Origin of the sequence: Noviherbaspirillum phoenicis, assembly GCF_047237965.1 — a bacterium.
GTDB lineage: Bacteria > Pseudomonadota > Gammaproteobacteria > Burkholderiales > Burkholderiaceae_D > Noviherbaspirillum_A.
Genome location: NZ_JBDFLX010000002.1, coordinates 1 through 13,756, shown reverse-complemented (window position 1 = coordinate 13,756; position 13,756 = coordinate 1). Strand labels below are relative to the sequence as shown.

General features: G+C 66.2%; 11 protein-coding genes. 9 read left to right on the top strand and 2 right to left on the bottom strand.

The annotated features are described in order from the left end of the window. Nucleotides 1-28 precede the first annotated feature (28 nt). Both ABC383_RS19700 and ABC383_RS19695 read left to right on the top strand, forming a co-directional pair. Nucleotides 29-2,035 carry an AsmA family protein gene (locus ABC383_RS19700; RefSeq protein ID WP_413016471.1) on the top strand — a complete coding sequence of 669 codons (2,007 nt, stop codon included), beginning with the start codon at nt 29-31 and terminating at the stop codon, nt 2,033-2,035. Between the two features lie 166 nt (nt 2,036-2,201). After that, nucleotides 2,202-2,933: a carbonic anhydrase gene (locus ABC383_RS19695; RefSeq protein ID WP_413016470.1), complete on the top strand. Its 732-nt coding sequence runs from the start codon at nt 2,202-2,204 to the stop codon at nt 2,931-2,933. Between the two features lie 545 nt (nt 2,934-3,478). Here ABC383_RS19695 and ABC383_RS19690 read toward each other — a convergent pair. Beyond that, the gene (locus tag ABC383_RS19690) at nt 3,479-3,667 is read right to left on the bottom strand and encodes a hypothetical protein (RefSeq protein WP_413016469.1); all 189 of its coding nucleotides are present in this window, start codon (nt 3,665-3,667) and stop codon (nt 3,479-3,481) included. Beyond that, a complete protein-coding gene (locus tag ABC383_RS19685) occupies nt 3,654-4,163 on the bottom strand; it encodes a 5' nucleotidase, NT5C type (protein WP_413016467.1) in 510 nt (169 codons plus the stop codon). Before ABC383_RS19685 ends, ABC383_RS19690 begins: the two co-directional genes overlap by 14 nt. 285 nt (nt 4,164-4,448) lie before the next feature. Between ABC383_RS19685 and ABC383_RS19680 the strand changes: the two genes are divergently transcribed. The 7 genes from ABC383_RS19680 to ABC383_RS19650 form a co-directional block, all read left to right on the top strand. Continuing rightward, nucleotides 4,449-6,605, top strand: coding sequence for a hybrid sensor histidine kinase/response regulator (locus ABC383_RS19680; RefSeq protein WP_413016465.1), 2,157 nt, complete (start codon nt 4,449-4,451; stop codon nt 6,603-6,605). Nucleotides 6,606-6,712: 107 nt separating this feature from the next. Beyond that, nucleotides 6,713-9,397 carry a bifunctional diguanylate cyclase/phosphodiesterase gene (locus ABC383_RS19675; RefSeq protein ID WP_413016463.1) on the top strand — a complete coding sequence of 895 codons (2,685 nt, stop codon included), beginning with the start codon at nt 6,713-6,715 and terminating at the stop codon, nt 9,395-9,397. Nucleotides 9,398-9,544: 147 nt separating this feature from the next. Beyond that, nucleotides 9,545-11,812, top strand: a complete 2,268-nt coding sequence (locus tag ABC383_RS19670; protein ID WP_413016461.1) for a TonB-dependent receptor — start codon at nt 9,545-9,547, stop codon at nt 11,810-11,812. A 116-nt stretch (nt 11,813-11,928) separates the two neighbouring features. After that, entirely contained in the window at nt 11,929-12,138 is a 210-nt protein-coding gene (locus tag ABC383_RS19665) for a hypothetical protein (RefSeq protein WP_413016459.1), read from the top strand. Nucleotides 12,139-12,199: 61 nt separating this feature from the next. Next, entirely contained in the window at nt 12,200-12,613 is a 414-nt protein-coding gene (locus tag ABC383_RS19660; RefSeq protein ID WP_413016457.1) for an MAPEG family protein, read from the top strand. Between the two features lie 168 nt (nt 12,614-12,781). Continuing rightward, a complete protein-coding gene (locus tag ABC383_RS19655) occupies nt 12,782-13,252 on the top strand; it encodes a sterol desaturase family protein (RefSeq protein WP_413016455.1) in 471 nt (156 codons plus the stop codon). Continuing rightward, nucleotides 13,249-13,756, top strand: a 508-nt coding sequence (locus tag ABC383_RS19650) for a fatty acid desaturase family protein (protein ID WP_459564717.1), incomplete at its 3' end; no start/stop codon positions are given. The genes ABC383_RS19655 and ABC383_RS19650, both read left to right, overlap by 4 nt.

Genomic DNA, 13,756 nt, shown 5'->3' with positions numbered 1-13,756 from the left:
TGAATCATGTCTTATTGGCATGAAACGCATGCTCAAAATCACCGGCGGCCTGCTGGCCGCGCTGGTCGCCATCGTCGTCATTGCCCTGGTCGTGCTGTCGACCGTCAATCTCAATCGGGCCAAGCCCTGGCTGGAGGAGAAGGTCAGCACCGCCACTGGCCGCAGCTTCGCCATGAATGGCGACCTGTCGCTGAGCTGGGACCGGCCGGGCAAGGAAACCGGCTGGCGGCGCCTGGTTCCGTGGCCGCACCTGCGCGCCAAGGACATCGTGCTGGGCAACCCGGACTGGGCCAAGACCGGCCCTGAAATGGCCCGCATCGCCCAGATCGATTTCAGCATCAACCCGTTCAAGCTGCTGACCAAGACGGTGAGCGTGAATTCGCTGATCATGACCGAGCCGCGGCTGGCGCTGGAACAGGATGCGAAGGGGCGCAAGAACTGGGATTTCCCAAAGAGCGAAAGCAAGTCCAACTGGTCGTTCGAGATCCAGAGCGTGGCCATGACGCAGGGCACGCTGCGCTACCTGGACGAAGCCAAGCGGGCCGACCTGACCGCGCGGGTCGATACCGACCCCGACAACAGCATGCGCTGGCAGGTCAAGGGCACCTTCAATGACGAGCCGCTGTCGGGAAAGGCGCATAGCGGCGCGCTGCTGTCGCTGCAGCAGAAGGGCGTGGCCTATCCGATCGAGGCCGAGCTGAAGGTAGGCGAGACCACCATCACCGCCAACGGCACCCTGACCGATCCGGCTCAGCCCAGCGCGCTGGACGTGAAGCTCAACATCATGGGCGCCAGCATGGCCGACCTGTTCCCGCTGGGCGGCGTGCTGCTGCCGAGAACGCCGAAGTTTTCCACCGAGGGCCGGGTGGTCGGCACGCTGGGCCGCGACAACCTGCGCCTGAAGTATGAGAACTTCAAGGGCCGGGTCGGCTCGAGCGACATCGGCGGCACGCTGGAATACGACCAGAGCGCCGGCCAGCCGACGCTGCGCGGCGAAGTCACCTCGCAGCGCCTGGTGTGGAAGGACCTGGGCGCCGTGGTCGGCGCCGGCGACGAGCCCAAGAAGCAGAAGTCGGGCGAAGTGCGGCAGCCGCCGGACAAGGTGCTGCCGGTGTCGCCGTTCAAGACCGACCGCTGGGGCAAGATGAATGCGGACGTGAAGTTCAGCGGCAAGGAAATCATCCATTCCGACAAGCTGCCCATCGATAACCTGAACACCCATATCAAGCTCGACAAGGGCGTGCTGCAGCTGTCGCCGCTGAACTTCGGCGTGGCCGGCGGACGCCTGACCACCGAGCTGAAGATCGACGGCAGCGCCGATCCGGCCAAGGCCAACATGAACGTCGCCGCCCGCGGCATCAGGCTCAAGCAGTTGTTCCCGAAGGTGGAGTCGATGCGGGCCAGCCTGGGCCAGATCAATGGCGACGCCAAGCTCAGTTCGGCCGGCAATTCCTTCGCCGCGCTGGCCGGCCATGCCAACGGCGAATTGAAGGCGGTGATCAACGAGGGCACCGTCAGCGAGTTCATCATGGAGGCGATCGGCCTCAATGCCGGCCGGGTGGTGGTCACCAAGCTGTTCGGCGACCAGCAGGTCAAGCTCAACTGCCTGGCGACCGACCTCGACATCAAGGACGGCGTGATGACGCCGCAGATCTTTCTCCTCGATACCGAGGACGCCACGGTGCGGGTGGACGGCAATGTGAACCTGGCCAAGGAAACCCTGGACCTGGACATCCTGCCGCGCAGTAAAGGTTTGCGCCTGCTGTCGCTGCGTTCGCCGCTGTACGTGGAAGGCACCTTCAAGGACCCGGACGTGGGCGTGAACAAGACCGCCATTGCGCTGCGCGCCGGCGCCGCGGTCGCGCTGGGCACGGTGGCCGCGCCGCTGGCCGGCCTGCTGGCCTTGACCCATACCGGGCCGGAGCAGGACAGTCCGTGCGCCAGCCTGGTGGCCGAGGCCGGCAAGGCGCCGGTCGCGCCGCCGGCCGGCAAGAGCGCCAAGGGTTCGAACAACCATGAGAAGGCGGTGCCCTGAGCCGCGTACTGCGGCGCGGCCGGACCTGGCCGCGTTTCGATGGGGAAATCCGGTTTGATCCATCCCAAGGCCCGGCCCGGTTTCCCGCCGGCCGGTCCGGCCAGTTCTGCGAGCATGGCTGCCCCTGCAACAGGCAGGCCCGCAACCCTGACCGGAAAGGAACTCCATGGGAGACATCGATGGCGGCAAGCGCCGTTTCTTCAGGCATCTGTGCTGCGGCGGCGCCGCGCTGGGTGCGGCCCTCGCAGGCAACGTCCAGGCAGCCACCGGGAAGAAAACCGACCTGACGCCGACGCAGGCGCTGGCCCTGCTCAAGGAAGGCAACGAGAAATTCGTGACCGACAGCCCGCTGCGCTCGGCGCAGGGACGCGAACGCCGGCTGGAGATCGCGCGCGGGCAGACGCCGATGGCGGTGCTGGTCAGCTGCTCGGACTCGCGGGTGCCTCCGGAACTGCTGTTCGGGCGCGGACTGGGCGAGCTTTTCATCGTGCGCAATGCCGGCAATACCGTCGACACGGTGGCGCAGGGCAGCATCGAATATGCGGTGGCGGAGCTGGGCGTGCCGCTGATCGTGGTGCTGGGACATGAACGCTGCGGCGCGGTGGATGCGGCGGTCTCGGTAGTGGAAAAGAATGCCTCCTTCCCCGGCAGCATCGGGCAGATGGTCGAGCCCATCTTGCCGGCCGTGCTGAAGGCCCGTGCCGCGCTGGCCGGCAAGGAGCCCTATAGCCATGAGGACTTGCTGGATGCGTCGGTCAGGCAGAACGTGATGCGGATCGTCGAGCGCTTGCGCAAGTCGGAGGCCATGCTGCTGGAGCCGTTGCGCAGCAAGCGGTTGATGGTGGTGGGGGCGCGGTATGACCTGGATGATGGCAATGTGGAGTTCTTTGATGCCTGAAGGCGATGGGGCGAGGTCTTGTGGCTGGTGTGGTGAGCCGGTGCGCGTGTCCTTGCGGCTTGAGAGCAACTGTTGCTTTGCAGTGACGTCTTTACGCCTGGTGACGACTGCTGCTTCGCAGTGACGTCTTTACGCCTGGTGACGACTGCTGCTTCGCAGTGACGTCTTTACGCCTGGTGACGACTGCTGCTTCGCAGTGACGTCTTTACGCCTGATGACGACTGCTGCTTTGCAGTGACGTCTTTACGCCTGGTGACGACTGCTGCCTCGCAGTGACGTCTTTACGCCTGATGACCCAACGCGCATGTCCTCGCATCATGACCAGGCCGGGTGTTCGCCCCGGCGGGCGACCTACTTCTTTTGCTTCGCCAAAAGAAGTAGGCAAGAAAAGGCGACCCGGTGATCGCGCCCCGCTGCGCGGGGTGCCCGTGTCAGCGGTCCCCGGAGCGGGGCGCGGCTAAACTCGCCAAGCTACGCTTGGCTCAGACAGACGCCGCACCTTTTCCCGCTCCGGGCACCGCTGACACGGCGCGCTCAACGGGATTTCACGGCAACTGCAACGGCAACTGCAACTGCAACGGCAACTGCAACTGCAACTGCAACGGCAACTGCAACTGCAACGGCAACTGCAACTGCAACTGCAAATTCAACGGCAAATTCAACGGCAAATTCAACGGCAAATTCAACGGCAACGGCATGCCGTCCGGAACCTTGCGCTTTTTACGTTGGCGCATCCTTGTGCTGCATGTGCAGTGCCACCAGTTCCTGCAGCGCCTTCACGGTGGAGGCGTGGTCGCCGGTGTGCAGGATGCCATGCCCGCCGCGGGCTTCCCATTGCTCGATGTTGGCCGGGGTGTCGTCGATCAGCACACGGCCGGGGCCGCTGAATTCCTGCTTGAGCTTCTTCGGCACTACGTGGACGGCGAATTCCGGGCCGAAGACGCGCGCTACCCATTCCCGCTTCTGTTCCTGGAACACCCGCGATGACGGCGCGCCGGTCAGGAAGATCGGCTCCATGTCGCGCGTGGCTTCCCACAGCAGCATGCAGCCCTCGATCAGCTCCAGCTCGGCAAAGAAGCGCTTGTCGCGGTTGACCGCCTTCCACAGGTCGTTGCGGCCAAGTTCGCCCGGATGCTTGCCGGTCAGGCGCATCACCCGCGCATCGAAGTCGGCGAAGACGCCGTCAAGATCGAGAAAGACCTGGATAGGTGTTGGCTTGTTCGTGTCCATATGCGTATCCATGGTGGAAATGGCAACGTTTCGTCATCCTTGCCGCCATCTTCGCAGATGGGGCGCGCCATGCTTTGCTTGCGCGCCAAGGTGTTACTGCCTGCCGCCGGATTTGCATTTCCGGACAGAATTGTGCTTGCGCCAAAACAGGGATCGGCATGTGTGGCAGGGCGTTAGTCGCACAGCCTGCCTTACACTTCTGGCATCAACACGCAAGCAAGCGCGATGCTGCGACGCCACACCGGGCTTGCCGGGGCGTTGCGGCGACAGAAAGATTCAAGCTCGATGAACCATTCCGCCGACATTGCCGCTATCGAGGCAATCAGCGCCCTTCCCACCATCCTTGAGCTGGTCAGCGACCTGACCACGCTGCGTTTCATCTGCGTGGCCCGCGTCACCGATACCTCCTGGACCGCCTGCGCGGTGCTGGACAAGCTCGGCTTCGGCATGCGGCCCGGCGACCAGCTCGACATCGCCACCACGCTGTGCCGCGAGGTGCATGACGAAGGCCGGCCCATCGTCATCGACCACGTCAGCGAGGATATCCAGTACTGCCGCCATCCCACGCCGCAGATCTATGGCTTCGAAAGCTATTTCTCGATGCCGCTGCATACCAGCACCGGGGCCTACTTCGGCACCCTGTGCGGACTGGACAGGGTGCCGGCGCGCCTGTCCGAGCCCAAAACCCTGCGCGCGCTGGAATTGCTGGCGCAGATGATTTCCCACCAGTTGCAGACCGAGCAGACGCTCGAGCAGAGCCTGCGCACCCTGCGTACCGAGATCAGCAATACCGCCCATCTGCGCAGCATGCTGCAGCAGTTGCGCAGCGCCGAGCAGCGGCAGTCGTTCCAGCTCGACATTGCCGAACTGCTGCGCCAGCAGCCCGGTCCGGACCGCATCTACGCCCACAGCAGCGAGATCGCGGGCCGTTACCTGGGCGTGTCCCAGGTGCTGTACGCCGAACTCGACCCGGCGCAGCAGGCCGTGCTGTGCCGCCATGGCTACAACGCCGGCGCCATGCCGGAACTGGGCGGCCGGCATGCCGCCTCGATCTTCCCGGCGGAGATGCTCACGGCGCTGCAGGAAGGGCGCAGCTGGGCCTGCGCCGACCTGGCGCGCCAGGCGCCGGCCGGCTGGCCCGAACTGGCCGCCGCCGTGGCGCTGCCGCTGGGCCGGCATGGCAGCTCCGTCTGCTTCCTGCTGGTGTGCCACCATCAGCCGCGCGCCTGGGGCGACGACGAATTGCAGCTGCTGGAGGACATGGCCGAGCGGGTCTGGAACGTGATCGAGCGGGTGCGCACGCAGGAGGCGCTGCGCCAGGCCGACCGCAGGAAGGACGAGTTCCTGGCGATGCTGGCGCATGAGCTGCGCAATCCGCTGGCGCCGATCAGCACCGCTGCGCAGCTGCTCAAGCTGGGCCGGCAGAGCGAGGAGCGGATCAGCCGCACCAGCGACGTGATCACGCGCCAGGTGAGCCACATGACCAGCCTGATCAACGACCTGCTGGATGTGTCGCGGGTGACGCGCGGCCTGATCGTGCTGGAGCGGCAGCGGGTGCCGCTGCAGCAGGTGATGGCCGACGCGGTGGAGCAGGTGCGGCCGCTGATCGAGTCGCGCCGGCACAACCTGGCCATGCAGGCGCCGACCGACGAGGTGCTGGTGCTGGGCGACGCCAAGCGGCTGGTGCAGGTGCTGGCCAACCTGCTGTCGAATGCCGCCAAGTACACCCCGGAAGGCGGGCACCTGGCGCTCTGGCTGGAAGCCGATGGCCAGGAGGCGCGGCTGCATGTGAGCGACAACGGCATCGGCATCAGCGCCGAATTGCTGCCCCATGTGTTCGACCTGTTTTCACAGGCCGAGCGGCCGTCCGACCGGTCCCAGGGCGGCCTGGGCCTGGGCCTGCCGCTGGTCAAGAGCCTGGTGGAACTGCATGCGGGCAGCGTGCGGGCCGTGAGCCGGGGACAGGACTGCGGCAGCGAATTCGTCGTCACGCTGCCCCGGCTGGGCGTGTTCGACGCCACGCCGTCGGGCCGGGATGGCGACCACCATGCCCAGGCCGAGCCGGCTGCGCTCAGGGTCATGGTGGTGGATGACAATGTCGACGCCGCCCAGATGCTCGGCATGTACCTGGAAAACGAAGGCCACGAAGTCTGCATCCTCCATGATCCGCATGAAGCGCTGGCGCTCGCCGAGCGCATGCCCATGGATGCCTTCCTGCTCGATATCGGCTTGCCGGGCATCGACGGCAACGAACTGGCCAGCCGCCTGCGCGCGCTGCCGCAGACGCGAGGCGCGCTGCTGGTTGCCATCACCGGCTATGGCCAGCGCTTCGACCGGCTGCGTTCGATGCAAGCGGGATTCGACCATTACCTGGTGAAGCCGGCCGACCCGGCGGCGCTGGCGGCGCTGCTGGCGCATGCCGGCCGCAGGCAGGGAAAGTAAGGGCAGGCCGGACGGCGGCCTGAAGCCGTTGCAGCACAGGGCGGCGACTTGTAACGGGTTTCATCTCAACCACGATCTCGTGCGGGATACCAGTGCAAAGCGATCGATTGCATCAGAAGGTGACCCAGGCCAGCCTGCTCGACAAGCTCGGTTTCCTGCGCCGCAATCCGGCCATCTTCATGGCGTGGCTACTGTTCTCGATGGCCATTGCGCTGATCGGCTGGGGCGTGCTGCTGGCCAACCTGAAGGAAGCCCATCAGGCGGTGGAACAGCGCGCGCTGCGCGAAGCCAATGCGCTGGCCCGCACCCATGCCGACCGGCTGGCGCGCAGCCTCGATTCGATCGACCAGGTAACCCGGCATGTCAGGCTGGAATGGCAGCTCTCGGGCGGCCGCCTGCGCCTGGAGCAGCTGGCCAGCGACGGCCTGTTTCCGCCGCCGGCGCTGTACTACGTCACCCTGGTGGATGCCGACGGCAACGCCTTCAGCACCACGCTGCGTGACGGCGAGCTGGGTTATCTGGGCGACCGAGGGTATTTCCTGCGGCAGCGTGAAGCGAAGGCAGATCAGCTGGTCATCGATCCGCCGATTTTCGGCAGGATGGCCAAGCGCAATGTGGTCCATGTTTCGCGCCGGCTGGTGGATGACCGCGGCCAGTTCGCCGGCATCGTGATGGTGTCCGTCAGCACCACGTTTTTCACCGCGAACTACGACCCTATCGTCCTCGGCGCGCAGGGCCTGCTGGCGATGGTCAGCGCCAACCCGCCCATGGAGCTGGTGCGCATCGGCGACAACGTGCTCCCGCCCGAAATGCAGGCCTTTACCTCCCACCCGTCGCTGAGCCCGGCCAGCGGTAGCCGCCACCATGGGGCCGAGGTCTTCGAGGACAGGCGAGCCCGTTATCTTGGCTGGCATCCGGTGCGTGGCTATGACATCACGGCGCTGGTTGGGCTGGACGAGGCCGCTACCCTGGCCGAATTCCATGCCAGCCGCCATGCCGCGATCCGGTATGCGGGCTGGGCCAGCGCCGCGCTGGCCCTGCTCACCGCACTGGCCATCGCACTCAACACCGAGCTGGCCTGGCGCAAGCACCGCCTGGGCATGGCGCAGGCCACCTACCGCCTGGCCACCGAGGAGGGCAGCGAGGGCTTCTATATCGTCCAGCCGGTGCCGGACCGCCATGGCGCCATCCAGGACTTCGTGGTGCTGGACTGCAACCAGCAGGGCGCGGAATTCTTCAATGTCCGGCCCTCGGAGCTGATCGGCAAGACCGTCTCCGCCTTCCGCGGCAGTCTCGATACCGGCATGTTCATGGACTACCTGATGCAGGCCACGCAGAACGGCACGTATGAAAACGAGATCGACGTGCCGGGCAACACCGCGCTGCGGCTGCGCTGGGCGCACCTCAAGATCATCCGTTCCGGCGACAACCTGGCGGTGCGGCTGCGCGACATCAGCGAAGCCAAGGCCCATGTGGCGGAACTGAAGCGGCGCGGCAACGAGGACGTGCTGACCGGCCTTCCCAACCGTCACTGGATACAGTCCTATCTGCCGCAGGCCCTGCGGCATGCCAATGAAAACGGCGCCCGCCTGGCGCTGCTGTTCATCGACCTGGACGGCTTCAAGAAGGTCAACGACACCGCCGGCCATGCCGCCGGCGATGAACTGCTGAAACACGCCGCGCACCGCCTGCAGGAAGCGGTGCGGCCGCACGACAAGGTGGTGCGCTTCGGCGGCGACGAATTCGTGGTCATCATCGAAAGCATCGAGCACCGCATCGACGCCGCCCATGTGGCCGACCGGGTGCAGCAGGCATTCCGCCAGTCGTTCCGCCTGAGCCAGGGCGTGCATTCGGTCGGCACCTCGATCGGCATTGCGCTGTTCCCCACCGATGGCGAGGATGCGTCGACCCTGCTGGAAAAGGCCGACATCGCGATGTATTCGGTCAAGACCCACGGCAAGGCCGGCTACCAGTTCTACGAAGCCAAGTTCTACCACGCGCTGCGCGAGCGGCTGGACCGCGAGGCCGAGCTGCGGCGCGCCATTGCCGGCCATGAATTCGAGATGGTGTACCAGCCGCGGGTCGACATCGCCAGCGGCCTGACGCTGAGCCTGGAGGCGCTGGTGCGCTGGCGGCATCCGGCCCGCGGCCTGCTGGAGCCGGCCGAATTCATCGGCCTGGCGGAAGAGACCGGCATGATCGTGGCGCTGGGCGAGATGGTGCTCGACATGGTGTGCGAGCAGATTTCCCGCTGGGCGGCGCATGGCGGCGCGCTGGTGCCGGTATCGGTCAATGTCTCGGCGCAGCAGTTCAGCAATGCCGATGTCGGCAGCCTGGTCACGGCGGCGCTGTCGCGGCACCGGGTGCCGTCGCACCTGCTGGAACTGGAGATCACGGAGTCATCGGTCATGGGCCAGGACTCGGCGGTGTCGCGCACCCTGATGATGCTGCAGAAGCAGGGCGTGAAGATCCTGGTGGATGACTTCGGCACCGGCTATTCCTCGCTGTCGCAACTGCACCGGCTGGACTTCGACGTGCTCAAGGTAGACCAGACCTTCACCGCCAGCATGGAACAGTCGGCCGAAGGCAAGGTGTTCTTCACGGCGATCGTCACGATGGCGCATGCGCTGGGCATGCGGGTGGTGGCCGAGGGCGTGGAAAATGCCGCCCAGATCGCGCTGCTGCGCTCGCTGCACTGCGACGAGGTGCAGGGCTACTACATCTCCCGCCCGCTGCCGCCCGGCGACATGCAGCCGGTGCTGCCGCCCTGCGCCTTCCCGGCAGCGGTCTGATGCGCCGCGCCCGGGCGGCGCGCATGTTTCTTGCTCTCTTCATGCCGGCCTGCAAGCGGCAGCCGCCGTCAGTTTTCCCGGCCACGTTTGCTATGCTTCGGCCGTATTATAAAAAACACAAAAAAGACAAACATGGAGAGACATCGAATGACGCATGCCGCTGTTCCATTCCGGCGCACCGCGCTGCTGGCCGCCCTGGCCGGCGCGCTGGCCGATCCCGCCCTTGTCCTTGCCCAGGAAAACCCGGCCGAAGCGCTGGAACTGCCCACCGTCGAAGTCGTGGGCACCTCGATGCTGCCCGGACTGGGCACAGCGATACAAAATGTGCCAGCCAATGTTCAAATTCTGAACAGTCGCACGATGGAGCAGCAGCGCCAGCTGACCCTGACGGACCACCTGGAACAGAACGCCGGCAGCGTGACGGTCAATGCGGCGCAGGGCAATCCCCACCAGCCCGACGTGAGTTTCCGCGGCTTCACCGCATCGCCGCTCCTGGGCGTGCCGCAGGGCCTGTCGGTATTCCAGGACGGCGTGCGGATCAACGAGCCCTTCGGCGACACCGTCAACTGGGACCTGCTGCCGCAGTCGGCCATCGCCAACATGCAGCTCATTCCCGGCTCCAATCCCGCTTTCGGCCTGAACACCCTGGGCGGCGCGCTGGCGGTCTATACCAAGAGCGGCAGCGCCTATCCGGGCGGCGCGGTGCAGTTGTCCACCGGCTCCTTCGGCCGCCGCGCGGTGGAATTCGAGCAGGGCGGCAAGAGCGGCAACCTCGACTATTTCGTTACCGGCAATGTCGCGCGCGACCATGGCTGGGCCGAGCACAACGGCAGCCGCGTCCAGCAGTTCTTCGGCAAGGTCGGTTACCAGACCAGCGACACCGACCTCGACGTCAGCCTGACCGCCGCCGACAACCGGCTGGAAGGCACCCAGACCCTGCCCAGGTCCTTCTCCGAGAACATCCGGCAGGCCTACACCTACCCGGACCGCAACGAGAACAAGCTGATGTTCCTGACCGCCAAGGGCAGCCGCTTCCTCAATGACGACGTGCTGCTGGGCGGGAACCTGTACTACCGCAACTACCGCAACCGCAACGTCTCCAGCAACGTCAACGATGACTTCGGCCAGCTGGAGAATGGCGCTATCGACGCCAACCAGGCCCACAACGACCGCGCCGGCATCCGCCAGCACAGCTATGGCGCCGGCCTGCAGCTGACCGTGTCCGGCCAGCTGGCCGGGATGAAGAACCAGTTCGTCGCCGGCGGCACGGTGGATATCGGCAACGCCCGCTACAGCCAGGAAACCCAGCCCGCGGTATTCACCGCCAGCCGCGGCACCATCGGCGCCGGCGACTTCGAGCCCGAGACCGACGCCAGGACCCGCAACCGCTATTACGGCCTGTTCCTGTCGGACGTGCTGGCGTTCAACGAGCGCTGGACGATGACGTTGTCGGGCCGCTACAACCTCGCGCGTGTCAGCATCCGCGACCAGAGCGGCGAGGCGCCCGAGCTCAACGGCAGCCATCGCTTTTCCCGCTTCAACCCGGCGGTTGGCCTGAATTTCAATCCGACGCCACAGGCCACCGCCTATGTCAGCTACAACGAGGGGATGCGGGCGCCGACGCCGATCGAACTGACCTGCGCCGACCCGCAGGCGCCCTGCAAGCTGCCCAACAGCTTCCTGGCCGATCCGCCGCTGAAAAAAGTGGTGGCCAGGACGATGGAACTGGGCGCGCGCGGCAAGGCGGGGGAAGGCCTGTCGTGGAGCGCGGCGGTCTACCATACCGTGCTGGACGACGACATCCAGTTCATCGCCAGCGGCGGCGTGGCCACCAATGCCGGCTATTTCCAGAACGTCGGCCAGACCCGGCGCCAGGGGCTGGAACTGGGCGTCAACGGCACATGGGGCGCGCTGTCGGCGAGCGCGCGCTACGGCTACACCGACGCGACCTACCGCACCGGCTTCGCCGAGACCAGCCCGGCCAATACCAGCGCGGACGCGAACGGCGCGATCGCCGTGCGCAGCGGCGACCGCATTCCCGGCATACCGCGCCACAGCCTGAAGCTGCGTCTGGGCTATGCGCTGACGCCGCAGTGGGACGTCGGCGCCAACCTGCTGTATGCCGGCAGCAGCCATGCCCGCGGCGACGAGAACAACAGCGATGCGCGCGGCAAGGTGCCCGGCTATACCGTGGTCAATCTCGACACCCGCTACACGGTGGCCAAGGGCTGGGAACTGTTCGCCCGCGTCAACAACCTGTTCGACCGGGAATACGCCAACCTCGGCGTGCTGGGCCTGAACGCCTTCACCGGCCCCGGCCGCAGCTTCGACGGCGCCAACGCGGTGGGCGAGCAGTTTCGCGGCTACGGCGCGCCGCGCGGCATCTGGATAGGCATGCGCTATTCCTGGTTGTAGGAGCCGGCGCCGGCTGGCCCGGCGTCGTGTGAAATAACAACACTCGCGAACGCCGGGCTTGGATGCATTAAAAATACAACCTTAGAATCCCCAGACGCCATTCGCAGGGGACTCATGTGAACCACCAGAATGATCAATCCTCATCCAGCGCTCCTCCCAGCCTGGAGAGCTTGCGTGAACGGGTGCGCCGGCAGGGCGAGCGCGTCAGCGACCTGCGGCGCGCGGCCGACAGCATGCAGCAAACGCCGGCACGCTACGGCAAGGCCGTAAAGCCGCAGCGCGTCCCGCCTGACCCGCCGGCGCCGGACGAGAAGACGCCGCGCTGAGCCCGCAGGGCAGCCCGGCAATGTCCTCTTCCTCCCTCGTCATTTCCTCCCGGGCCGGTGCATGACCGCGGTAAGCCTGTATGCCGCGCTGCTGGCCATCCTCTATGCCGTCCTGAGCGTGCGCACCCTGCGCCTGCGCCGCCGGCTGCGCATCGCCATCGGCGACAGCGGCGACGAGCGCATGCTGCGGGCCATGCGGGCCCATGCCAACTTCGCCGAATATGTTCTGCTGGCATTGCTGCTGATCTACCTGGTCGAGATCGCACCTGCTTCCGCCGTGCTGGTCCATGCGCTGGGCCTGGCGCTGCTGCTGGGCCGGGTGCTGCACGCCTGGGGCGTCAGCCGCAGCCCGGAAGACTTCCGCTTCCGCGTGGCCGGCATGGCGCTGACGCTGGCGTCGCTGCTGGTGGCGTCGCTCTACCTGCTGCTGGCGCATGCCTCGGGGGCGCTCGCCGCGCTCGCCGGCCCCGCCTGACATCGCACGCCGAGCCGGCGCCTGCGCCGCCGGCCGGACCAGGCGCCTCCCGCCTGTTTGAACGAGATCAACAAGCCTGTGCGCCGCGCTGCGGCCGCGGCCGGTTTCATGCGACTGTTGGGTTCAGGACATTTCCTTCCCTCCCCACCAGGCTGTTTCCCCGCAGGCATGAACCCTTTTCACCTTTTTCTTCTGGTTGCCACGCTGTTTGCGATGGAGTTCGCGGTTGCGCTGGTCCACAAGCATGTGATGCATGGCTTCGGCTGGGGCTGGCACCGCTCGCACCATGAAGCGCCCAAGGGCGCGGGCTGGGAGCGAAACGACCTGTATGCCATCGTGTTCGCCGCCGCCACCATCCTGCTGTTCATGGTCGGCGCGAGCCGGCCGTGGCTGTGGTGGATCGCGCTGGGGATCACGATCTACGGCATGCTGTACGGCATCCTGCACGATGTGATCATCCATCGGCGCCTGCCGCTGGCATGGCGGCCAAAAAGCGGCTACCTGCACCGGCTGGCCACTGCGCATCATCTGCACCATGCCGTGCGCACCCGCGAGAACGGCGTTTCCTTCGGTTTCCTGTATGCGCCGCCGGTCGAGGCGATACGCCGCGAGTTGCGCGGCGGCGATCGCCAGCCATGAACCCCGCCAGGCAGGGCCGCATCGGCATGGCGCTGGCCACGGCCATCATCGCCGCATGGACCACGCTGCACCTGTATGCGGTGTTCCTGTTCGACTGGAACGCGCCGTGGGCGCTGCCGCAGGCGGCCCTGCTGGCTGTGCTGCTGACCTGGCTGTCGGTGGGCATGTACATCGTGGCGCATGACGCGATGCATGGCTCGCTGTGGCCGGCGCGGCGCGCCGGCGGCGACCTGGTGGGCAGGCTGGCGCTGCTGCTGTATGCCGGCTTTTCCTTCGGCCGCATCAAGCCCAAGCATGACCTGCATCACCGTCATTCCGGCAGCGCGCAGGACCCGGACTTCGCCGTTGCCCATGCCAGCCGGCCGCTGCGCTGGTACCTGCAATTCCTGACTACCTATTTCGGCTGGCGCGAACTGGCGGTGATGGCGCTGCGGGTGTCGGCCTATCTGCTGCTGGGCGCCAGCGTCTGGAACATCCTGCTGTTCTTCGCCGTGCCGGGCATCG